This window comes from Streptomyces sp. NPDC048211, from assembly GCF_043202315.1.
In the GTDB taxonomy this organism is placed as follows: domain Bacteria; phylum Actinomycetota; class Actinomycetes; order Streptomycetales; family Streptomycetaceae; genus Streptomyces.
This window is the reverse complement of sequence record NZ_JBIDAD010000002.1, coordinates 271,499-292,131: the sequence shown is the minus strand read 5'-3', so window position 1 is coordinate 292,131 and position 20,633 is coordinate 271,499. Positions and strand designations below refer to the sequence as shown.

Below are 20,633 nucleotides of genomic sequence, written 5' to 3'. Positions count from 1 at the left end.
GGTGTGACCTGACCCTCGCACCCGACGACTGAGTCGGTCCAATATCCAGTTCCCCCTGATTCAAGACGCTGCGCGTCTCAATGGGTGGCTGCTACGGGGTGGGCAGCGCGTCCTCCGCGACGGCGAGGACCGCGCGCAACGCGGCCGAGGGGTTGTCGGCCCGCCAGGCCAGCGCCGCCTGGCGCCGGATCGGCGGCCCGGCGAGGGGACGGTAGACGAGACCGCTCTGCTGGATGTGCTGGACGGAGGTGACGGTCAGGGTCACCCCGACCCCTGCGGCGACGAGGGCCAGGATCGTGTACGAGTCCGGCGCCTCCTGCACCACCCGCGGATTGAACCCGGCGGCCTCGCAGGCCCCGACCATCGCGTCGCGCACGGTGGAGCCGGTGTTCGCGGGGAACGAGACGAACGGCTCCCCGGCCAGCACCTCCAGCGGAACGCTGTCTTGGGCGGCGAGCGGATGGTCCGAGGGCAGCGCGCAGACCAGCTCCTCCTCGTCGATCACCCGGAAGGTCACGCCCGGCTGCGTCACCGGCAGGCGTACGAAGCCGAGGTCCAGCGAGCCGTCCGCGACCCTGGCGAGCGCGACGTTGGCGTAGGTCTGGCCGGTCATGACGAGTTCGATCGCGGGGTGGGCGGCGCGCACCGCGCGGGTCAGCCGGGGCAGCGTCTCGTGGCTGGAGGCTCCCGCGAAGCCGATGCTGACCCGCCCGTATTCGCCGCGGCCGGCCGCCTTGGCAGCCCGTACGGCGGTGTCCAGGTCGTCGAGCACGGTCCGTACCGGCTGGAGGAACGACTCCCCCGCACTGGTGAGCCGCACCGAGCGGGTGTTGCGCTCGAAGAGCTGGACACCCAGCTCCTTCTCCAGTTGGCGGATCTGCTGGCTCAGCGGCGGCTGGGCCATCTGCAGCCGCTTGGCGGCCCGGCCGAAGTGCAGCTCATCGGCCACGGCCAGGAACGCGGACAGATGACGCAGCTCCACGCCCGCCCTCCTCGGCACCCATTGATTGGAATGACGTCTTGATCCGAGCTTAATTCGGTATTGGACAGCGATCAATCAGTGCTGGCACCGTGGGGCGACGCGCGCCCGCACACGCAGAGGAGCACGGTGGCCCCGACGGACCGGAAAGACAAGACGATGTCCATGAAGGCGGCGATCGCCGCCTTCGTCCACGACGGCGCCACCGTCTGCCTCGAAGGCTTCACCCATCTCGTCCCCACCGCCGCGGGTCACGAGATCATCCGCCAGGGCCGCCGCGACCTCACCGTCGTACGGATGACCGCGGACATCGTGGTGGACCAGATGATCGCCGCGGGCTGTGTGACGCGGCTGGTCTCCTCGTTCGTGGGCAACTCCTCGGCCGGTTCCCTCGGTGAGCTCCGCCGGCGGGTGGAGAGCGGGGACCCGGCGCCCCTCGTCTTCGAGGAGTACAGCCACTACGGAATGATCTGCCGCTATCTCGCCGGATCGCAGCGGCTGCCGTTCTATCCCCTGCGCTCGTACGGCGGCAGCGATCTGCCGTCCGTCAACAGCGACCTGCGCAAGGTCACTTCGCCCTACCCAGGCCCGGACGGCGAGCCCGAGCAGATCTACGTCGTCCCACCCGTCAACCCGGACGTGACGATCATCCACGCCCAGCGCGCCGACCGCGGCGGCAACACCCAGATGTGGGGCCTGACCGGAATCCAGGCCGAAGCCGTGTACGCGGCGGACAAGGCGGTGGTCGTCGTGGAGGAGATCGTCGACGACGAGGTGGTCCGCTCGGACCCCAACCGCACGCTCGTACCGGCGCACGCGGTCGACGCGGTGGTCTGCTGCCCGCGCGGGGCACACCCCTCCTTCGCGCAGGGGTACTACGACCGCGACAACGCCTTCTACCGGGCCTGGTCGCACATCAGCAAGGACCCGCGGCGCCTCCGGGAATGGCTGGACGAGTGGGTGCGCGGCACCGCGGACCACGCGGAGTACGTCGACCGGCACGGCGAGGAGTTCTGGGCCCGGCTCGCGGTCGGCGAGGCGCTCAGCGAGCCGGTGAACTACGGGCGGCGGCTGTGACCGGCTCCGGGGGAAGCACCGCCACGGGACACGAGGAGGAACAGTCCATGACCGCCACCGCATCCGAACTGCTCTCCGTCGTGGCCTCCCGCGAACTGGCCGCCCGCCGCACCGTGTTCGCCGGAATCGGCCTGCCGACGCTCGCCACCGAGCTGGCCCGTCTCACGGTCGCCCCGGACATCGAGGTGGTGTACGAGTCCGGGGTCTGCGGCGCCCGCCCCTCGCACCTGCCGGAGACCATCGCCGACGCGGTCCTGATCACCGGAGCGGAGGCGGTGCTCCCCATGCCCGTGCTCTTCGGCTGCGTGCTCCAGGGCGGCCACATCGACGTCGGCTTTCTCGGCGCCGCGCAGATCGACCGCTGGGGCAACCTCAACACCTCGGTGATCGGCGCGTGGGACAGCCCGTCGGTCCGGCTGCCCGGTTCGGGCGGCGGCGTCGAGGTGATGGCCAACTCCCGCGAGGTCTTCGTGGTGATGCGCCGTCACCACCCGCGCTCCTTCCCGGCGGAGCTCGACTTCTGCACCACCCCGGGCCCGGACCGCGCCCTCGCCGAGGGCATCCGGCCGCTGGGTGCCGGTGTCACCCGGGTCATCACGGAACTGGGCATCATGGCCCGCGCGGGCGTCGGTGAGGAGCTTCGGCTGGTCGCCGTCCTGCCCGGGGTCACCGTGGAGCAGGTCAGGGCCGCCACCGGATGGGAACTGCGGGTCGCCGACACCGTCGACGAGGTTCCGCCCCCGACCTGCGAGGAGCTGCGGCTGCTGCGCGAGGATGTCGACCCGGGCCGCGTGTACCTCCGCTGAGCCGCACCGCCCGCTGCCCCCACCCGCCCCATCGAGAGGACCATGACCCCCATGCGTATCAGGATCGTCGGCGCCGGAGCCATGGGCCGCGGCATCGCCCAGTGGGCGGCCACGGCCGGACACACCGTCGAGCTGGGCGATGTGCGGACGGAGGCGGTGACGGAGGCGGCCGCTTTCGTACGTTCCATGCTGGAGCGGGCCGTGAGCAAGGGCCGGATGTCCGCCGAGGACGCGGCCGCCGCCGTGGACCGGCTGATCCCGCTGGACGACCCGTGGGCCGAGGGACCGGACGTCGAGCTGGCCATCGAGGCCGTGCGGGAGGACCTGGCCACCAAGACGGAGGTCTTCGGCAGGCTGGAGCGGGCCCTGCCCGCCTCGGCCGTGCTCGCGACCAATACCTCCTCGCTGTCGGTGACCCGGATCGCCGCGGAGCTGAAGGACCCGGCACGGCTGGCCGGACTGCACTTCTTCAACCCCGTGCCGCTGATGCGGATCGTGGAGGTGGTACCCGGCGCCGCCACGCGCGCGGAGATCCCGCCGCTGCTGACCGCGCTCGTGGAGAGCTGCGGGCACCGCGCGGTCACGGTCGCCGACACGCCCGGATTCCTCGTCAACCACGCCGGACGCGGACTGGCGACAGAGGCGCTCGCCCTGCTGGAGGAGACGGTCACCGACCCGGCGGGCATCGACCGCATCGCACGGGACGTCCTGGGCCTGCGGATGGGCCCGTTCGAGCTGATGGACCTCACCGGACTCGATGTCACCGCCGCCGTCATCGACTCCATCTGGGCGGGCTTCCGTCATGAGGACCGGCTCCGCCCGTCGTATCTGACCCCGAACCGCGTGGCGGCCGGCCTGCACGGGCGCAAGACGGGACGCGGCTGGTTCCCGTACGGCCCCGAGGCTGCCGCGCCCGCGCCGGAGGCGCCGGTCACCGGCGACCCGGACCGGCCGGTGCACGTCGTCGCCGCTTCCCCGGCCGGCGAAGCGGACGCCACCGCGCTCCGGGCGGCGCTGACGGAGGCGGGGGCCACGGTCGGGTCCGGTCCGCGGCCGTCGGCCGGGGCGCTGGTGCTGGTGCCGGTCTGGGGCACCACGGTCGCCTCGGCGGTGGCCGGGCACGGACTGCCCGCCGGCCGCACGTTCGGCGTCGACCCGCTGCCCGCGGCCGGGCGCCGCCGGGTGCTGGCCGTGACCCCGGCCGCGGAGCCGACGGCGGCGCGGGACGCCCGCGCGGTGCTGGCACGGGCCTCGGACGGCGAAGAGCCGTTCGCGGTGTCGGTGGTGCGGGACACGGCGGGTTCGGTCGCGCAGCGGCTGCTCGCGTCGATCGTGTCGGTCTCGGCGTCGATCGCGGAACGTGCCCTGGCGGCGCCGGCCGACATCGATCTGGCGGTGACGGCCGGCCTCGGCTACCCCGTGGGTCCGCTGGCCTGGGGCGACCGGATCGGCGCGGCCCGGATGCTGGAGCTGCACCGCGCCCTGCACGCCACGACGGGAGACCCGCGCCACCGCCCGACCCGCTGGGTCACCGAGCGCGCCGCCCTCGGTCTGGCGCTGACCGACGCGGGCACGTCGCCGGCGGACTGCCTGGCCGGTGACGAGGACAGCACGGTGTGAGCCGCGGGGCCGGGTGACACGACCGATTCCTTCAAGACCGTGGGCCTGTTCCCGGCCTACGGTCGGATCATGACTCCACGACTCGACGCGATCTCCCTCACCACCGCGGATCTGGCCGCCTCACTCGCCTTCTACCGACGGCTCGGCCTCGACATCCCCGCCGGCGCGGAATCCGCGCCCCATGTCGAAGTGACGCTCCCGGGCGGGCAGCGCCTGCTGTGGGACACCGAGGACGTCGTCCGGTCCTTCGATCCGGAGTGGGCCGGGACCAGCGGCGGGGAGCGGCTCGGACTCGCCTTCCTCTGCGACGGCCCGGCAGAGGTCGACTCCGTCTACGCCGAGCTGACCGGTGCCGGATACCGGGGGCATCTGAAGCCGTGGGACGCGGTGTGGGGACAGCGGTACGCGGTGGTCCTCGATCCGGACGGCTGCGCGGTGTCGCTGTTCGCCGCGGCCGGCGGGACCTCTTAGCGAGTGCCCGGCGGATCGGGGGCGGACGGGCCCCGGTCCCCGAAGTATCCGGTCAGGGTGGTGCCCGCCAGGTCGCGCATCTCCCGCGCGAGGTGGGCCTGGTCGGCACAGCCCGCCAGCAGCGCGGCCTCGGCGTACGGCGTCCCCGCCCGTACCAGCGCCAGCGCCCGCTGCAGCCGCAGGACCCGGGCGAGCGTCTTGGGGCCGTATCCGAAGGCGTACAGCGAGCGGCGGTGCAGCTGACGGGCGCCGAGGCCGACGCTCTGTGCCGTCTGCGCGACGGTGCGGCCACTGTCCAGCTGTGCGGCGACGGACCGCATGGCCGCGTCCGGGGGCCCCGTGTCCGCTGCCCGGTGCACGGCGATGTCCTCCAGCGCGGCGGCCGGGTCGGCGGCCCCGGCGACCCGCTCGGTGAGTTCCCCGACCAGGGCCGCCGGCCACAGGTCGGCCAGAGCGACGCGGCGGTCCCGCAGCTCGTGGGCCGGTACGCCCAGCAGGGCGGGCGCCGTACCGGGGGCGAAGCGGATACCCGCGTAACTGCCGCCGCCCGAGCCGGACGGGGCTTCCGCACGGGTGTCCGGGCCCGCGACGAGCAGCCGGCCGTCGATCCAGAGCAGGTCCATGCAGCCGTCGGGCAGTACCGGATGGACCGATCCCTGCGGCACGGTCAGGGTCCAGACCTTCGCACCGTCGAGCCGCGACGCGCGCTCTTCGTACCTGTCGCCCATGGCACCAGTCTCGTCGACCGACGGAGAACGGGCGGAACCGGCATCCCGCGGGCAGCCGCGGCGGCGGCACCGTGGGAGTTCACCGCCGACAGCGGCGAGACGGAGACGGCGACCGGCACGCCCCGGGTGCGGGCCCGGTCGCGGGCGGCGGTCATGCGCCCGCCCGGCGGAGCGCCCCTCGTCCGACGGACGCCCTCACTCGCCGTGCGGCTGCGGTCTGTCCGTTTCCTTCTCGCGGCTCGGCTGGAGCCGTGACTTCACGTCGTCGGGCGGCAGGAACCGGGACCACCGCTCCGGGAACTCGGACGGCATGTAGGGGCTGTCCCCGTCGTCCATGTCGTCGTCCGGGCCGCCGTCCCAGCTCTCCGCCTGGGTACGGGCCACGAACTCGGCCGCCTGCGCCGCGCGCACCCGGTCGTTGGCGGCGCGCGCCGCCGCCGTCGCCACCGACGGCCAGACCCGGTCGATGGCCGCGTTGACCGCGGCGCCCACCAGCACCGCGAACGCGGAGATGCCGATCCACAGCAGTACCGCGATCGGGGCGGCCAGCGATCCGTAGATCGTGGGCCCCTCGACCGTACTCGTGAGGTAGATCCGCAGCAGGAAGCTGCCGAGCACCCACATCGCCAGCGCCATCAGGGCGCCCGGCATGTCCTCGATCCACGGTGAGCGGACGGGGACGGACACGTGGTAGAGCGTGGTCAGGAAGGCGATGGACAGCAATATCACCAGCGGCCAGTACAGGACGCTTATGAGCTCGGTGCCCCAGGGGATGAACTCCACGACCCGGTCGGGGCCGACCACCAGCAGCGGCAGCACGACCGCGCCCAGCAGCAGCGCCACCACGTACAGCAGGAAGGCCAGCATCCGGGTCTTGACGATGCCGCGCTGGCCGTCGAGCCCGTACATGACCGTGATGGTCTCGATGAAGACGTTGACCGCGCGTGAACCGGACCAGAGCGCGATCGCGAAGCCGATCGAGATGACGTCGGGCCGGGCCCCGGTGGTGACGTCCGCCAGCAGTGGTTTGGCGAAGTCGTTGACGCCGCGCTCGGAGAGCACCGTATGCGCGGCGCTGAGGATGTTGCGCTCGATGGAGGCGACCGTGGTGGTACTCGTCCACTCGTCGACGTAGCCGAGCAGACCGATCAGTCCGAGGAGCAGCGGAGGCAGGGACAGCAGGGTGAAGAACGCCGCCTCGGCGGCGAGTCCCAGGATGCGGTACTCCATGCACGAATTGACGGTGTCCTTGAGCAACTGCCAGGCCAGTTGACGCTTGGACACGTTGCGGTAGAGCACTCTGGCCCGGTGGAGCCGGCCCGGTGGCCGCTCGGGTGTTTCATTTGCTGCCTGCACGTCCATACCGTAGCGGCATGGCAGCCACCACCCACACAGTGTCCAACCAGTCCCCTCCCCTCCTCGGCTACGACGTCTTCGGCGCGGACCGGGTGCTCACCGAAGCCGTGGAGCGGCACCTCCCGGCGGCCGGGCTCGACGAGGCGCGCGCCGGGCTGACCGAGCTCGGCCGGTCCGCCGGGTCCGCCCAGGCCGCGGAGTGGGGAACGCAGGCCAACGAGAACCCGCCGAGGCTGCGGACCCATGACCGCTACGGGCACCGCATCGACGAGGTGGACTTCCACCCGGCCTGGCACCGCCTGCTCGGCCATGCGGTCACCGCCGGTCTGACCGATGCCTGGGACCGGCCGGGCGGGCATGTGCGCCGGGCCGCCGGCTTCCTCGTGTGGACGCAGGCCGAGGCGGGCCACGGCTGTCCGCTCTCCATGACACACGCGGCGGTGCCCGCGCTGCGGACCGATCCGGCCGTGGCGGCGGAGTGGGAGCCGCTGCTGACCTCGCACGTGTACGAGGAGGAGCTGCGGCCGGCCTCGCAGAAGGCCGGGGCTCTCCTGGGAATGGGCATGACGGAGAAGCAGGGCGGCACGGACGTGCGGTCCAACACGACGCGTGCCGAGCCCCTGTCCGGCGAGGGCGAGTATCTGCTCACCGGGCACAAGTGGTTCTGCTCGGCGCCGATGTCCGACGGGTTCCTGGTGCTGGCACAGGCCCCCGGCGGGCTGACGTGCTTCCTGCTGCCCCGGGTACTGCCGGACGGCACCCGCAACACGTTCGCGATCCAGCGGCTCAAGGACAAGCTGGGCAACCGGTCCAACGCCTCGGCCGAGGTCGAGTTCGACGGCACGTGGGTGCGCCGGATCGGTGAGGAGGGGCGCGGTGTGCGCACGATCATCGACATGGTGGCGGCGACCCGGCTGGACTGTGTGACCGGTTCGGCGGCACTGATGCGGCAGGCGGTGGCGCAGGCCGTCCACCACGCCACGTACCGCAGCGCCTTCGGCGGGGTGCTGGTCGACAAGCCGCTGATGCGCAACGTGCTGGCCGATCTGGCGCTGGAGTCCGAGGCGTCGACGGTGCTGGCGATGCGGCTCGCTGCCGCGTACGACGCCGGGACGGAGAGCGAGTCGGCGTTTCTGCGGATCGCGGTGCCCACGGCGAAGTACTGGGTGACGAAGCGGTGCGCCCCGCTGGTGGCCGAGGCGCTGGAGTGCCTCGGCGGCAACGGCTACGTGGAGGAGTCGGGGATGCCCCGGCTGCTGCGCGAGGCTCCGCTGAACTCGATCTGGGAGGGCTCGGGGAACGTACAGGCGCTGGATGTGCTGCGCGCCCTGCAGCGCGAGCCGCTGGCGCTGAACGCGTTCCTCCAGGAGGTCGGATCGGCGCGGGGCGCCGACCATCGGCTGGACCGGGCGATCAAGGACCTGCTGACCGAGCTGGCCGATCTGCAGGGGATCGAGGCGCGGGCCCGCCGGCTCGTGGAGCGGATGGCGCTGGTGCTGGAGGGTTCGCTGCTGGTGCGCTGGGCGCCGCCGGAGGTGGCCGACGCCTTCTGCGCGTCACGCCTGGGCGGGGACTGGGGCTCGGCGTTCGGAACGCTGCCGCACACCCTGGACCTGGCGTCGGTCGTGGAACGGGCCCGCCCCGTGGAGCGTTGACCGCCGCGGGGCAGCAACAGGGGGTGGTGCTGCGCCGACACGGCACCACCCCCCATGCTGTACACACCGGACTTCGAGGCCGAAACCCTGCCGTTCGGTGTTCCGTCACTCTTGTACGGTCAGGGGGCTGTCGCCAGAGTTGCAGAGGGTTGCAACCATTGTGCGTAGTTGCGGTATCGGGGCCCCCACACCGGCAGGATGGGGCCGGTGGCCCCTTGACCGGGTCCGGCACAGGCAAGAGGGGGAGACCGGCATGGAGACAAGCCCTGTCGACGTGATGCGGCTCGCCGCCCAGGAGTCCGGCCGGGCCAACCGCCTGGTCCACCGGGCCCGTGAGGCGAGGATGGCGGGCGACCGGATGCCCGCCGCGCCGCGCGCCGAGATCGGGGCCTCGTGGGACCGGGTGCTGCGCAGCGGGATCGATCCGGAGCAGAGCACCCACAGCGTCCTGCTGGAGCTGGACGAGGTCGAGCACCGGCGCCGGAGTTCCACGCTGGGCGAGGTGATGCCACTGCTCAGCGACGGTCTCGTGAGCATCGCGGACGCCTCGCAGCAGATCATGGTGGTCACCGATGTGGAGGGCCGGGTGCTGTGGCGCCAGGGCAACACGGGGATCCTGCGCCGGGCCGACGACATCTGCCTGGCCGAGGGCGCCGCCTGGTCGGAGGAGATCACCGGCACCAACGCGATCGGTACCGCGCTCGCCTCGCGCGCGCCGGTGCAGGTCCACTCCGCGGAGCACTTCGTCCGGAGTCTGCACGGGTGGACGTGCGCGGCGGCACCGGTGCGCGATCCGCGCGACGGCCGGCTGATGGGGATCGTCGACATCAGCGGTCCGGCGGCCACCTTCCATCCGACGACGCTCGCCCTGGTCGGTTCGGTGGCCCGGCTGGCCGAGAGCGAGATAAGGAACCGGCACCTGCAGTCGATCGACCGGCTGCGCTCGGTGGCGGCGCCGATGCTGTGCCGGCTGGGCGGCCGGGCCCTGGCGGTGGACGGCAACGGCTGGCTGGCCGCGGTCACCGGGATGCCTCCGGTGGACCGGCTGCCGCTGCCGAAGTCGGTGCAGCCGGGCCGGGTGTGGCTGCCCTCGCTCGGGATGTGCCGGGTGGAGCCGCTGCCGGGCGGCTGGCTGGTGCAGGTGGCGGACGGGGCGATGGACAGCCCGCCGCGCCGGGTCGTGCTGGACCTGAGCCTGCCGCGCGGTCTCGCGGTGAATGTCGTCAGCCCGGTGGGCACGTGGACGCAGCGGCTCTCCCCGCGCCACGCCGAGCTGCTGTACGCGCTGGCCCTGCACCCTGAGGGGCGTACGGCGTCCGAGCTGGCGGAGGACCTCTTCGGCGACCCGACCAGGACGGTGACGGTCCGGGCCGAGATCTCGCGGCTGCGGCGCCATCTCGCGGAGGTGCTGGCGCACCGCCCGTACCGCTTCGGCGAGGGGGTCGAGGTGGAGGTGATCCGTCCGGAGCACCCGGGCGATCTGCTGCCGCGGTCGAAGGCCCCGGTCGTGGTGGCGGCGCGGCGCGCCTCCTGAGCGGTGTTCTCGCAGGTCCCGGGCGTCCGCTCGGTGGTCCCGGCTTTGGCCGGGGCCGCGGAGCATGGTTCTCTGGCAGGCATGAGCAACCCCGAGCGTCCATCCGGCCCCGCCCTCGCCGAGGTGACCATCTGGTCCCTGGAGCAGACCTCCCCCGACGACCTGCTGCCCTCGGCCGTGCCGGAGGCGGACGTACGGATCGTCCGGTCCGAGGTGCCGCTGCCGGAGTTCAGCCGCTTCCTCTACACCGCGGTCGGCGGCGACATCCAGTGGACGGACCGGCTGTCGATGACGTACGCGCAGTGGGAGGAAGTGCTGGGGCGGCCGGGCGCGGAGACCTGGGTGGCGTACGTCGACGGGACGCCGGCCGGATACGTGGAGCTGGACCCGCAGGACGACGGCGTCGTCGAGATCATGTACTTCGGTCTCCTCCCGGCCTTCCGGGGACGCCGGATCGGCGGGCATCTGCTCTCCTACGGGGCCGCGCGCGCCTGGGACCTGGCGGAGCGGTGGCCGGAGCGGCCCGCGACGAAGCGGGTGTGGGTGCACACCTGTTCCAAGGACGGGCCGCACGCCATGGGTAACTACCGGCGCCGCGGCTTCCGGCTGTTCGACACCAGGACGGAGCTGGAGCCCGAGGCGGCCACCCCCGGCCCGTGGCCGGAATCCGGCCGGACACTGCTCCCGTAGGCACCTGCGGTCATCCCTCGTAAGAAATGCACGTGGTTGTCCGGTTTTCCGGCCACCTGACGCCCGTCAGCGACGTGACGGGCGCCACATCGTCTCAACTGTCGGGACAGTCTCGTCCACATCATGGATAGTGGTGGACTGCCCAGAGACCCGCGTGACACGCTTCCGTCATGCCTGGAACTGGAATTGCCTTGGTGAGTCGACGCCACGTCGACCTCGGCCGCATGTCCAGCGCCATCTGTCCGGCGAGCTGAGAGTCCCAGCACCGCCGCGATCCCTTTTCCTCTGCCTATCCTGCGCACCGCCGCGCCCAGACGCGAGTGTGCAGTTCAGAGCCGCCCTCCTGCAGTCCCGAAGGACGTACTGTCATGGCCGCTACCCCGGAACAGCCCGCGCCCGCCACGCCCCGCCGCAAGGCCGGACGCCACCGCGGCGAAGGCCAGTGGGCCCTGGGGCACTACACCCCGCTCAACGGCAATGAGCAGTTCAAGAAGGACGACGACAGTCTCAACGTGCGGACACGCATTGAGACGATCTACTCCAAGCGCGGGTTCGACTCGATCGACCCCAACGACCTTCGCGGACGCATGCGCTGGTGGGGGCTGTACACCCAGCGCAAGCCCGGCATCGACGGCGGCAAGACCGCCGTGCTTGAGCCTGAGGAGCTGGACGACCGCTACTTCATGCTCCGGGTCCGGATCGACGGCGGCCGGCTGACCGCGGCGCAGCTGCGGGCGATCGGTGAGGTCTCCGAGAAGTACGCGCGGGGCACCGCCGACGTCACCGACCGGCAGAACATCCAGCTGCACTGGATCCGCATCGAGGACGTCCCGGCCATCTGGGAGAAGCTGGAGGCCGTCGGCCTGTCCACGACGGAGGCCTGCGGCGACTGCCCCCGAGTGATCATCGGCTCCCCGGTGGCGGGGATCGCCGCCGACGAGATCATCGACGGGACCCCGGCGGTCGACGAGATCCACGACCGCTACATCGGCAGCAAGGAGTTCTCGAACCTGCCGCGCAAGTTCAAGACCGCGATCTCCGGCTCGCCCGTGCAGGACGTGGTCCACGAGATCAACGACATCGCCTTCGTCGGCGTCGTCCACCCCGAACACGGCCCCGGCTTCGACCTCTGGGTCGGTGGCGGCCTCTCGACCAACCCGCGGCTCGCCGAACGCCTGGGCGCCTGGGTGCCGTTGAACGAGGTCTCCGACGTCTGGGCCGGTGTGGTCGGGATCTTCCGGGACTACGGCTACCGGCGGCTGCGCACCCGCGCCCGGCTGAAGTTCCTGATGGCCGACTGGGGCCCCGTCAAGTTCCGTCAGGTGCTGGAGGACGAATACCTCAAGCGGCCCCTGCTCGACGGCCCCGCTCCCGAGCAGCCCAGCAGCCGCTGGCGCGACCACGTGGGTGTCCACGAGCAGCAGGACGGCCGCCTCTACGTCGGATTCGCCCCCCGGGTCGGCCGGGTGGACGGCCCCACGCTGACGAAGATCGCCGATCTGGCCGCCGCGCACGGATCCGACCGGCTGCGCACCACCGTCGAGCAGAAGATGCTGATCCTCGACGTGGAGCCGGAGCAGGTCGACTCCCTGGTGGCCGGCCTCGAGGAGCTCGGCTTCCAGGTGAAGCCGTCGCCCTTCCGCCGCGGCACGATGGCCTGCACCGGCATCGAGTACTGCAAGCTGGCGATCGTCGAGACCAAGGCGCGCGGCGCCTCGCTCATCGACGAACTGGAGCGCCGTCTGCCGGAGTTCGACGAGCCGCTCACCATCAACATCAACGGCTGCCCCAATGCCTGCGCCCGCATCCAGACCGCGGACATCGGCCTCAAGGGCCAGCTCATGCTGGACGGCGAGGGCAACCAGGTGGAGGGCTACCAGGTGCACCTCGGCGGCGCACTCGGCCTGGAGGCCGGCTTCGGCCGCAAGGTCCGCGGCCTGAAGGTCACTTCGGCCGAACTGCCCGACTACGTCGAGCGGGTGCTCGGGAACTTCCAGAAGGAGCGCGAGGACGACGAGCGCTTCGCGACCTGGGCGGCCCGGGCCAGTGCGGAGTCGCTGTCATGAGCGAACGCGCCGCGCCGTTCCACTGCCCGTACTGCGGCGACGAGGACCTGCGCCCGCACGAGGCAGGGCACGGGGCCTGGGAATGCGCCTCCTGCAACCGGGCGTTCCAGCTGAAGTTCCTGGGCCTGCTGGCCCGGGGGCTGGAGCGCAACAACGGTGAAGGGGACGGGATATGACGGACACTCTGCAGACCGAGAAGCTCTCCGCGTCCGAGCTCAGGGACCTGGCCGAGCGCGCGGGCCGTGAGCTGGAGGACGCCTCGGCGCTGGAGATCCTCCAGTGGGCCACCCGCACCTTCGGCAAGCGGTTCTGCGTCACGTCGTCGATGGAGGACGCGGTCGTCGCGCACCTCGCCTCCCGGGCCCTGCCCGGGGTGGACGTGGTCTTCCTCGACACGGGCTACCACTTCCCCGAGACGATCGGCACCCGTGACGCGGTGGAGGCGGTGATGGACGTCAACGTCATCACGCTGACCCCGCGGCAGACCGTGGCCGAGCAGGACGCCGAGTACGGGCCGAAGCTGCACGACCGCGACCCGGACCTGTGCTGCAAGCTGCGCAAGGTCACGCCCCTCCAGGAGGGACTGACCTCGTACACGGCCTGGGCCACCGGGCTGCGCCGCGACGAGTCCCCCACCCGGGCGAACACCCCGGTGGTCGGCTGGGACGAGAAGCGGCAGAAGGTCAAGGTCTCGCCGATCGCCCGCTGGACCCAGGACGACGTCGACGCGTACGTCGCCGAACACGGCGTGCTCACCAACCCGCTGCTGATGGACGGTTACGCCTCCGTGGGCTGCGCCCCCTGCACCCGCCGGGTGCTGGAGGGCGAGGACGCACGGGCCGGACGCTGGGCCGGGCGCGGCAAGACCGAATGCGGGCTGCACGACTGATGACGACTGATCAGGAGACTTCGATGAGCGTGACGGAGACGGGAGCCACCGTCTGGCTGACCGGTCTGCCGAGCGCGGGCAAGACCACCATCGCGTACGAACTCGCCGGGCGGCTGCGCGGCGAGGGCCACCGGGTGGAGGTGCTCGACGGCGACGAGATCCGTGAGTTCCTCTCCGCGGGCCTCGGCTTCACCCGCGAGGACCGCCACACCAACGTCCAGCGGATCGGCTTCGTCGCCGAACTGCTGGCGGCCAACGGCGTGAAGGTGCTGGTCCCGGTCATCGCCCCGTACGCGGACAGCCGTGACGCGGTCCGCAAGCGGCACCAGGCCGAGGGCACCGCGTATCTGGAGGTGCACGTCGCCACTCCGGTCGAGGTGTGCTCGGTACGCGACGTGAAGGGGCTGTACGCCAAGCAGGCGGCGGGCGAGATCAGCGGGCTGACCGGGGTGGACGACCCCTACGAGGCGCCCGAGTCGCCCGATCTGCGGATCGAGTCGCACCGGCAGACCGTGCAGGAGTCCGCGGCGGAGCTGTACGCGCTGCTGAGCGAGAGGGGTGCAGCGTGACGACCGTCGCGACTGTGTCGGAAGGCACCGACAATCCGTACGCACTCAGCCACCTGGACTCCCTGGAGTCCGAGGCGGTGCACATCTTCCGCGAGGTGGCGGGAGAGTTCGAGCGGCCGGTGATCCTGTTCTCCGGCGGCAAGGACTCCATCCTGATGCTGCATCTGGCGCTCAAGGCGTTCGCGCCCGCGCCGGTGCCGTTCACGCTGCTGCACGTGGACACGGGGCACAACTTCCCCGAGGTCCTGGAGTACCGCGACCGCACGGTCGCCGAGCACGGACTGCGCCTGCACGTGGCGTCCGTCCAGGAGTACATCGACGCCGGGAAGCTCCGCGAGCGCCCCGACGGCACCCGCAACCCGCTGCAGACCGTGCCGCTGACCGAGGCGATCCAGCAGCACCGCTTCGACGCCGTGTTCGGCGGCGGCCGCCGCGACGAGGAGAAGGCGCGCGCCAAGGAGCGGGTCTTCTCGCTCCGCGACGAGTTCTCCCAGTGGGACCCGCGCCGTCAGCGCCCCGAGCTGTGGCAGCTGTACAACGGCCGGCACGCCGCTGGTGAGCACGTCCGGGTCTTCCCGATCTCCAACTGGACCGAGCTCGACGTGTGGCAGTACATCGAGCGCGAGGGCATAGAGCTCCCCCAGATCTACTTCGCCCATGAGCGCGAGGTCTTCAACCGTTCCGGCATGTGGCTGACCGCGGGCGAGTGGGGCGGCCCCAAGGAGCACGAGAAGACCGAGACGCGTCAGGTGCGCTACCGCACGGTCGGCGACATGTCCTGCACCGGTGCCGTCGACTCCGACGCCACCACGCTGGACGCCGTGATCACCGAGATCGCCGCCTCCCGGCTCACCGAGCGGGGCGCGACCCGCGCCGACGACAAGATGTCCGAGGCCGCGATGGAAGACCGTAAGCGCGAGGGGTACTTCTAAAATGACCACACCCACCCAGTTGGCCGACCAGTTGTCGACCACCACCCTGCTGCGTTTCGCCACCGCGGGGTCCGTGGACGACGGGAAGTCCACCCTCGTCGGGCGTCTGCTGCACGACTCCAAGTCGGTCCTCACCGACCAGCTGGAGGCGGTCGAGGACGCGTCCCGCAAGCGTGGACAGGAGGCGCCCGACCTGGCGCTGCTGACCGACGGGCTGCGGGCCGAGCGGGAGCAGGGCATCACGATCGATGTCGCCTACCGCTACTTCGCCACCACCCGCCGCCGGTTCATCCTCGCCGACACGCCGGGCCATGTGCAGTACACCCGCAACATGGTGACGGGCGCCTCCACGGCCGAGCTGGCCGTCGTCCTGGTCGACGCCCGCAACGGCGTCGTCGAGCAGACCCGCCGGCACGCCGCCGTCGCCGCCCTGCTGCGCGTCCCGCACGTGGTGCTGGCCGTGAACAAGATGGACCTGGTCGCGTACGCGGAGCCGGTGTTCGCCGCCATCGCCGAGGAGTTCACCGCCTACGCGGCCTCCCTCGGCGTCCCGGAGATCACCGCCATCCCGATCTCCGCGCTGGCCGGCGACAACGTCGTGGAACCCTCCGCGAACATGGACTGGTACGGCGGCCCGACCGTCCTGGAACACCTGGAGACGGTCCCGGTCAGCCACGACCTCACCGCCTGCCACGCCCGTTTCCCCGTCCAGTACGTGATCCGGCCGCAGACCGCCGAGCTCCCCGACTACCGGGGCTACGCCGGCCAGATCGCCGCCGGCGTGTTCCGGGTCGGCGAACCCGTCACCGTGCTGCCCTCCGGCCGTACGTCGACGATCGCCGGAATCGATCTGCTCGGCGACAGCGTGGACATCGCCTGGGCCCCCCAGTCGGTCACCCTGCGCCTGACCGACGACATCGACGTCTCGCGCGGCGACCTGATCGCCCCGGCGAACGACTCCCCCGCCGTCACCCAGGACGTCGAGGCGACCGTCTGCCACGTCGCCGACCAGCCGCTCGCCGTGGGCCAGCGGGTGCTGATCAAGCACACCACCCGCACCGTCAAGGCGATCGTCAAGGACATCCCCTCGCGGCTGACCCTCGACGACCTCTCCCAGCACCCGGCCCCCGGACAGCTCGTCGCCAACGACATCGGCCGTGTGGTCGTCCGCACCGCCGAACCCCTCGCACTCGACGCGTACGCCGACTCGCGCCGTACCGGTTCCTTCCTGCTGATCGACCCGGCCGACGGCACCACCCTCTCGGCCGGCATGGCGGGCGCCTCCTTCGCCGCCGTGGCCCCGGCGCCGGCCCCGTCGGACGACGACGCGGAGTGGGACTTCTGATGAGCCAGGACATCTTCTCGACCTTCGCGAAGGAGGGCGGCCGTGTCGGCAGCGGCGCCCTCGGCAGCGGCCAGGGCGGGGTTGCGCGATGTGCGCGGTGACGTACGCGCACTGCCTGCGCGCCCGGCAGCACCAACCGCACCGCCTGTACCGCCAGTTCAGACGAAGACCTGCCGACTTCCCGGCCGCGTCCCCGGAGTTCCGAGGGACGTGAGCACCGGGCCTCCGAGAGGACACCCTCCCGTGCCTGCCCCCCGTACCACGCTGCGCCGCAGCATTGCCGCTGCCGCCGCCCTGCCCCTGCTCGCCGTGGCGCTCACCGCCTGCGGCTACGGCTCCGACGCGAAGGACGACGACGCCGCGAAGGCGAACGTCGCCGCCGACGGAAAGAAGCTCTCCGCCGACACCGTGCGGATCGGGTACTTCCCCAACCTCACGCACGCCACCGCGCTCGTGGGCGACCAGGAAGGCCTGTTCCAGAAGGAGCTCGGCGGCACCCAGCTCAAGACCTCGACCTTCAACGCGGGTCCCTCCGAGATCGAGGCGCTGAACGCCGACTCGATCGACATCGGCTTCATCGGCCCCTCGCCGTCCATCAACGGCTACAGCAAGTCCAAGGGCCAGAACCTGCGGATCATCGGTGGTTCCGCCTCCGGCGGCGTGAAGCTGGTCGTCAACCCGAAGAAGATCAAGACCCTGGACGACCTCAAGGGCAAGAAGATCGCCACCCCGCAGCTCGGCAACACCCAGGACGTGGCCTTCCTCAACTGGATCTCCGAGAAGGGCTGGAAGGTCGACGCCCAGAGCGGCAAGGGTGACGTCTCCGTCGTCCGCACCGACAACAAGGTGACGCCGGACGCCTACAAGTCCGGTTCCATCGACGGCGCCTGGGTCCCCGAGCCGACCGCCTCCAAGCTGGTCGCCGACGGCGCCAAGGAGCTGCTGAACGAGTCGACGCTGTGGCCCGACGACAAGTTCGTGATCACGAACATCATCGTGTCGCAGAAGTTCCTCAAGGAGCACCCGGACGTCGTCGAGGCGGTGCTGCGCGGCTCGGTGAAGACGAACGCGTGGATCAACGCCAACCCGGACAAGGCGAAGGCCTCCGCCAACGCCGCGCTGAAGAAGCTCACCGGCAAGGACCTGCCGGCCGAGGTCATCGACCCGGCCTGGAAGTCGATCCAGATCACCGACGACCCGCTGGCCGCCACGCTCGACGCGCAGGCCGCGCACGCGGTGAAGGCCGGCCTGCTGGACGAGACCGATCTCAAGGGCATCTACGACCTGAAGCCCCTGAACAAGGTCCTCAAGGCCGCGGGCAAGCCCGAGGTCGCCGACGCCGGTCTCGGCGTCAAGTAACCAGCCGCTCGAAGACCCCAGGAGGTGACGACCATGGCGAACACCCTCACCAAGGCCGAGGACCGTGTAGCGGTCGGGCACGCCGCCCGCATCGCACACGTCTCGAAGTCCTTCGCCGGACCCACGGGAGCGCAGCTGGTCCTGGACGACATCACGCTCGATGTCGCCCCGGGCGAGTTCGTCACCCTCCTGGGAGCCTCCGGGTGCGGAAAATCGACGCTGCTCAACCTGGTGGCCGGACTCGACCGCCCGACCGGGGGCTCCATCGAGACCCCCGGCGGGCGGCCGGCCCTGATGTTCCAGGAGCACGCCCTGTTCCCGTGGCTGACCGCGGGCAAGAACATCGAACTGGCTCTGCGGCTGCGCGGCGTGGCGAAGTCGGAACGCCGCACGGAGGCGGAGCGGCTGCTGGAGCTGGTGCGCCTGGGCGGGGCGTACGGCAAGCGGGTGCATGAACTCTCGGGCGGGATGCGGCAGCGGGTGGCGATGGCCCGCGCGCTCGCCCAGGACAGTCAACTGCTGCTCATGGACGAGCCGTTCGCCGCGCTCGACGCCATCACCCGGGACGTGCTGCACGACGAGCTGACCCGGATCTGGCGCGAGACGAACGTCTCGGTCCTCTTCGTCACGCACAACGTGCGCGAGGCGGTACGGCTCGCCGAGCGCGTCGTGCTGCTCTCGTCCCGCCCCGGCCGGATCGCCCGTGAGTGGACGGTCGACATCGAGCAGCCGCGCCGTATCGAGGACACCGCGGTGGCGGAACTGTCCGTCGAGATCACCGAACAACTGCGTGGGGAGATCCGCCGTCATGGCCAGCACTGATATCAAGTCGGACGCACCGGGGTCCGGCGGGGTCGGGCCCGACGCGGTGAAGCAGGACGACCTGGCCGGTCTGGAGGCCGGCCTGGACGCGCTGGACGCCGTGCAGGTGCACCGGACCCCGGTGCGCGAGGTGCTGGTCCGCAAGGTCCTGCCGCCGCTGCTGGCGGTGGCGCTGGTCGTCGTCGTCTGGCAGCTGCTCGTCTGGGCCGAGGTGACCGAGGACTACAAGCTGCCCTCGCCCGGCGCGGTCTGGGACAGCGTCGGCGACATGTGGCGGCAGGGGACCCTGCTGGAGGTGGTGTGGACCAGCGTCTCGCGCGGTCTGCTCGGCTTCCTGCTCTCGGTCGCCATCGGTACCCCGCTCGGGCTGCTGGTGGCCCGGGTGAAGTTCGTCCGTGCCGCGATCGGCCCGATCCTGTCCGGACTGCAGTCCCTGCCGTCCGTGGCCTGGGTGGCTCCGGCCGTCATCTGGCTCGGCCTGAACGACTCGATGATGTTCGCGGTCATCCTGCTCGGTGCGGTGCCTTCGATCGCCAACGGCCTGGTGTCCGGTGTCGACCAGGTACCGCCGCTCTTCCTCCGGGCGGGCCGGACCCTGGGCGCGACCGGGCTGCGGGGCACGTGGTTCATCGTCATGCCGGCTGCCCTGCCGGGCTATCTGGCCGGTCTGAAGCAGGGCTGGGCCTTCTCCTGGCGCTCGCTGATGGCTGCCGAGATCATCGCCTCGTCGCCGGACCTGGGCCTGGGGCTGGGGCAGTTGCTGGAGAACGGCCGCAACAACGCGGACATGCCGGGGATCTTCCTCGCGATTCTCCTGATCCTGTTCGTCGGCATCGCGATCGACCTGCTCATCTTCAGTCCGCTGGAGCGGTGGGTGCTGCGCAGCCGCGGGCTCCTCGTCAAGAACTGAGCGACGTCATGACATCTCCGGTCCTCCTCGTCATCGCCCACGGCAGCCGCGATCCGCGGCACGCGGCGACCGTGCACGCGCTCACCGCGCGGGTGCGGGCGCTGCGGCCCGGGCTGCGGGTGGAGACCGGGTTCCTGGACTTCAACGCACCGTCGGTGCCGCGGGTCCTGGAACGGCTGGACGCGCAGGGTGCGGGTGAGGTGGTGGCGCTTCCGCTGCTGCTCACCCGCGCCTTCCACGCCAAGTCCGACATCCCGGCGGTCCTGCGGGAGGCACGCGCCCGGCTGCCGCGGCTGCGGGTGCGGCAGGCCGAGGTGCTCGGCCCTTCGCCGCTGCTGAACTCCGCTCTCGAACGGCGGCTGCACGAAGCCGGGGTCCGCCCCGGTGACCGAAGCTCGACCGGGCTCGTCCTGGCATCGGCGGGCTCCACAGACCCGGAGGCGATCGCAGTGATCGCTGAAATCGCGCGGGAGCTGCGGCACACCGGTTGGTGTTCCGTGCGGCCTGCGTTCGCCTCCGCATCCCATCCCCGTACCGAGGACGCGGTACGGGCCCTGCGGGCCGACGGTGTGCGCCGGGTGGCGGTCGCCCCGTACGTGATCGCGCCCGGCCGCCTCCCGGACCGCATCGCGGCGGGGGCCGCCGAGGCCGGGGCGGATGTGCTGGCCGGTGTGCTGGGCCCGTCGCCGGAGCTGGCGCGGCTGCTGCTCGGCCGGTACGACGAGGCCCTTGTCCGCAGCGCCGGGCCCGCCCGGGTCAGCGCATAGCCCGCCGGCTGTCCCGGACCGAGGCCCCGGCGCGCCGCCCGCACCTCCGTGGCGGCTC

General features: G+C 71.6%; 21 protein-coding genes. 18 read left to right on the top strand and 3 right to left on the bottom strand.

Going from position 1 to position 20,633, the window contains the following annotated elements; all coding sequences use genetic code 11:
• Positions 1 to 91: 91 nt before the first annotated feature.
• Positions 92 to 982: a LysR family transcriptional regulator gene (locus ACGFZA_RS08215; protein WP_393678183.1), complete on the bottom strand. Its 891-nt coding sequence runs from the start codon at positions 980 to 982 to the stop codon at positions 92 to 94.
• 156 nt (positions 983 to 1,138) lie between these two features.
• On the opposite strand from ACGFZA_RS08215, the gene ACGFZA_RS08210 reads away from it, so the two are divergent.
• The 4 genes from ACGFZA_RS08210 (at position 1,139) to ACGFZA_RS08195 (ending at position 4,953) form a co-directional block, all read left to right on the top strand.
• The gene (locus tag ACGFZA_RS08210) at positions 1,139 to 2,056 is read left to right on the top strand and encodes a CoA transferase subunit A (RefSeq protein ID WP_393678880.1); all 918 of its coding nucleotides are present in this window, start codon (positions 1,139 to 1,141) and stop codon (positions 2,054 to 2,056) included.
• A 47-nt stretch (positions 2,057 to 2,103) separates the two neighbouring features.
• A complete protein-coding gene (locus ACGFZA_RS08205) occupies positions 2,104 to 2,862 on the top strand; it encodes a CoA-transferase subunit beta (protein WP_393678180.1) in 759 nt (252 codons plus the stop codon).
• Positions 2,863 to 2,913: 51 nt separating this feature from the next.
• Positions 2,914 to 4,482, top strand: coding sequence for a 3-hydroxyacyl-CoA dehydrogenase (locus ACGFZA_RS08200; RefSeq protein WP_393678178.1), 1,569 nt, complete (start codon positions 2,914 to 2,916; stop codon positions 4,480 to 4,482).
• 69 nt (positions 4,483 to 4,551) lie between these two features.
• A complete protein-coding gene (locus tag ACGFZA_RS08195) occupies positions 4,552 to 4,953 on the top strand; it encodes a VOC family protein (protein WP_385287126.1) in 402 nt (133 codons plus the stop codon).
• On the opposite strand, the gene ACGFZA_RS08190 is transcribed toward ACGFZA_RS08195, so the two are convergent.
• Both ACGFZA_RS08190 and ACGFZA_RS08185 read right to left on the bottom strand, forming a co-directional pair.
• Complete coding sequence (locus ACGFZA_RS08190) at positions 4,950 to 5,681, bottom strand: DUF6597 domain-containing transcriptional factor (protein WP_393678175.1); 732 nt, start codon at positions 5,679 to 5,681, stop codon at positions 4,950 to 4,952. The genes ACGFZA_RS08195 and ACGFZA_RS08190 overlap by 4 nt on opposite strands.
• A 195-nt stretch (positions 5,682 to 5,876) precedes the next feature.
• Entirely contained in the window at positions 5,877 to 6,980 is a 1,104-nt protein-coding gene (locus tag ACGFZA_RS08185) for a YihY/virulence factor BrkB family protein (RefSeq protein ID WP_385287164.1), read from the bottom strand.
• 74 nt (positions 6,981 to 7,054) lie between these two features.
• Here ACGFZA_RS08185 and ACGFZA_RS08180 point away from each other — a divergent pair, with 74 nt between their 5' ends.
• From ACGFZA_RS08180 to ACGFZA_RS08115, 14 genes are all read left to right on the top strand, one after another.
• The gene (locus tag ACGFZA_RS08180; RefSeq protein WP_385287130.1) at positions 7,055 to 8,692 is read left to right on the top strand and encodes an acyl-CoA dehydrogenase family protein; all 1,638 of its coding nucleotides are present in this window, start codon (positions 7,055 to 7,057) and stop codon (positions 8,690 to 8,692) included.
• A gap of 253 nt (positions 8,693 to 8,945) precedes the next feature.
• A complete protein-coding gene (locus tag ACGFZA_RS08175; RefSeq protein ID WP_393678172.1) occupies positions 8,946 to 10,226 on the top strand; it encodes a GAF domain-containing protein in 1,281 nt (426 codons plus the stop codon).
• An 81-nt stretch (positions 10,227 to 10,307) separates the two neighbouring features.
• On the top strand, positions 10,308 to 10,916 hold the full coding sequence (locus ACGFZA_RS08170) for a GNAT family N-acetyltransferase (RefSeq protein ID WP_393678170.1): 609 nt from the start codon (positions 10,308 to 10,310) through the stop codon (positions 10,914 to 10,916).
• Positions 10,917 to 11,086: 170 nt separating this feature from the next.
• Complete coding sequence (locus ACGFZA_RS08165) at positions 11,087 to 11,170, top strand: putative leader peptide (RefSeq protein WP_310739661.1); 84 nt, start codon at positions 11,087 to 11,089, stop codon at positions 11,168 to 11,170.
• 114 nt (positions 11,171 to 11,284) lie between these two features.
• Complete coding sequence (locus tag ACGFZA_RS08160) at positions 11,285 to 12,982, top strand: nitrite/sulfite reductase (protein ID WP_385287136.1); 1,698 nt, start codon at positions 11,285 to 11,287, stop codon at positions 12,980 to 12,982.
• A complete protein-coding gene (locus tag ACGFZA_RS08155; RefSeq protein ID WP_326657033.1) occupies positions 12,979 to 13,158 on the top strand; it encodes a hypothetical protein in 180 nt (59 codons plus the stop codon). Before ACGFZA_RS08160 ends, ACGFZA_RS08155 begins: the two co-directional genes overlap by 4 nt.
• Positions 13,155 to 13,871, top strand: coding sequence for a phosphoadenylyl-sulfate reductase (locus ACGFZA_RS08150; RefSeq protein WP_393678166.1), 717 nt, complete (start codon positions 13,155 to 13,157; stop codon positions 13,869 to 13,871). The genes ACGFZA_RS08155 and ACGFZA_RS08150 overlap by 4 nt, the downstream gene beginning before the upstream one ends.
• Before the next feature lie 23 nt (positions 13,872 to 13,894).
• Positions 13,895 to 14,440 (top strand): adenylyl-sulfate kinase, encoded by a 546-nt coding sequence (gene cysC / locus ACGFZA_RS08145; RefSeq protein ID WP_328897014.1) that lies wholly within the window; start codon positions 13,895 to 13,897, stop codon positions 14,438 to 14,440.
• On the top strand, positions 14,437 to 15,372 hold the full coding sequence (gene cysD / locus ACGFZA_RS08140; RefSeq protein ID WP_393678163.1) for a sulfate adenylyltransferase subunit CysD: 936 nt from the start codon (positions 14,437 to 14,439) through the stop codon (positions 15,370 to 15,372). Before cysC ends, cysD begins: the two co-directional genes overlap by 4 nt.
• Position 15,373: 1 nt before the next feature.
• Entirely contained in the window at positions 15,374 to 16,717 is a 1,344-nt protein-coding gene (locus ACGFZA_RS08135) for a sulfate adenylyltransferase subunit 1 (RefSeq protein WP_385287142.1), read from the top strand.
• Positions 16,718 to 16,960: 243 nt separating this feature from the next.
• Entirely contained in the window at positions 16,961 to 18,076 is a 1,116-nt protein-coding gene (locus tag ACGFZA_RS08130; protein ID WP_393678160.1) for an aliphatic sulfonate ABC transporter substrate-binding protein, read from the top strand.
• A gap of 33 nt (positions 18,077 to 18,109) precedes the next feature.
• On the top strand, positions 18,110 to 18,898 hold the full coding sequence (locus ACGFZA_RS08125) for an ABC transporter ATP-binding protein (RefSeq protein WP_393678158.1): 789 nt from the start codon (positions 18,110 to 18,112) through the stop codon (positions 18,896 to 18,898).
• Positions 18,885 to 19,808: an ABC transporter permease gene (locus ACGFZA_RS08120; protein WP_385287147.1), complete on the top strand. Its 924-nt coding sequence runs from the start codon at positions 18,885 to 18,887 to the stop codon at positions 19,806 to 19,808. Before ACGFZA_RS08125 ends, ACGFZA_RS08120 begins: the two co-directional genes overlap by 14 nt.
• A gap of 8 nt (positions 19,809 to 19,816) precedes the next feature.
• Positions 19,817 to 20,575 (top strand): sirohydrochlorin chelatase, encoded by a 759-nt coding sequence (locus ACGFZA_RS08115; protein ID WP_385287149.1) that lies wholly within the window; start codon positions 19,817 to 19,819, stop codon positions 20,573 to 20,575.
• The last annotated feature ends 58 nt before the right edge of the window (positions 20,576 to 20,633 follow it).

Excerpts from the sequence above, each read along its gene's own strand:
- ACGFZA_RS08200 (WP_393678178.1), top strand. The coding sequence starts at position 2,914 with ATGCGTATCAGGATCGTCGGCGCCGGAGCCATGGGCCGCGGCATCGCC.
- ACGFZA_RS08170 (WP_393678170.1), top strand. The coding sequence starts at position 10,308 with ATGAGCAACCCCGAGCGTCCATCCGGCCCCGCCCTCGCCGAGGTGACC.
- ACGFZA_RS08120 (WP_385287147.1), top strand. The coding sequence starts at position 18,885 with ATGGCCAGCACTGATATCAAGTCGGACGCACCGGGGTCCGGCGGGGTC.
- ACGFZA_RS08180 (WP_385287130.1), top strand. The coding sequence starts at position 7,055 with ATGGCAGCCACCACCCACACAGTGTCCAACCAGTCCCCTCCCCTCCTC.
- ACGFZA_RS08175 (WP_393678172.1), top strand. The coding sequence starts at position 8,946 with ATGGAGACAAGCCCTGTCGACGTGATGCGGCTCGCCGCCCAGGAGTCC.
- ACGFZA_RS08160 (WP_385287136.1), top strand. The coding sequence starts at position 11,285 with ATGGCCGCTACCCCGGAACAGCCCGCGCCCGCCACGCCCCGCCGCAAG.
- ACGFZA_RS08155 (WP_326657033.1), top strand. The coding sequence starts at position 12,979 with ATGAGCGAACGCGCCGCGCCGTTCCACTGCCCGTACTGCGGCGACGAG.
- ACGFZA_RS08205 (WP_393678180.1), top strand. The coding sequence starts at position 2,104 with ATGACCGCCACCGCATCCGAACTGCTCTCCGTCGTGGCCTCCCGCGAA.
- cysC (WP_328897014.1), top strand. The coding sequence starts at position 13,895 with ATGAGCGTGACGGAGACGGGAGCCACCGTCTGGCTGACCGGTCTGCCG.
- ACGFZA_RS08115 (WP_385287149.1), top strand. The coding sequence starts at position 19,817 with ATGACATCTCCGGTCCTCCTCGTCATCGCCCACGGCAGCCGCGATCCG.
- ACGFZA_RS08125 (WP_393678158.1), top strand. The coding sequence starts at position 18,110 with ATGGCGAACACCCTCACCAAGGCCGAGGACCGTGTAGCGGTCGGGCAC.
- ACGFZA_RS08165 (WP_310739661.1), top strand. The coding sequence starts at position 11,087 with ATGCCTGGAACTGGAATTGCCTTGGTGAGTCGACGCCACGTCGACCTC.
- ACGFZA_RS08190 (WP_393678175.1), bottom strand. The coding sequence starts at position 5,681 with ATGGGCGACAGGTACGAAGAGCGCGCGTCGCGGCTCGACGGTGCGAAG.
- ACGFZA_RS08150 (WP_393678166.1), top strand. The coding sequence starts at position 13,155 with ATGACGGACACTCTGCAGACCGAGAAGCTCTCCGCGTCCGAGCTCAGG.
- ACGFZA_RS08210 (WP_393678880.1), top strand. The coding sequence starts at position 1,139 with ATGTCCATGAAGGCGGCGATCGCCGCCTTCGTCCACGACGGCGCCACC.
- ACGFZA_RS08135 (WP_385287142.1), top strand. The coding sequence starts at position 15,374 with ATGACCACACCCACCCAGTTGGCCGACCAGTTGTCGACCACCACCCTG.
- ACGFZA_RS08195 (WP_385287126.1), top strand. The coding sequence starts at position 4,552 with ATGACTCCACGACTCGACGCGATCTCCCTCACCACCGCGGATCTGGCC.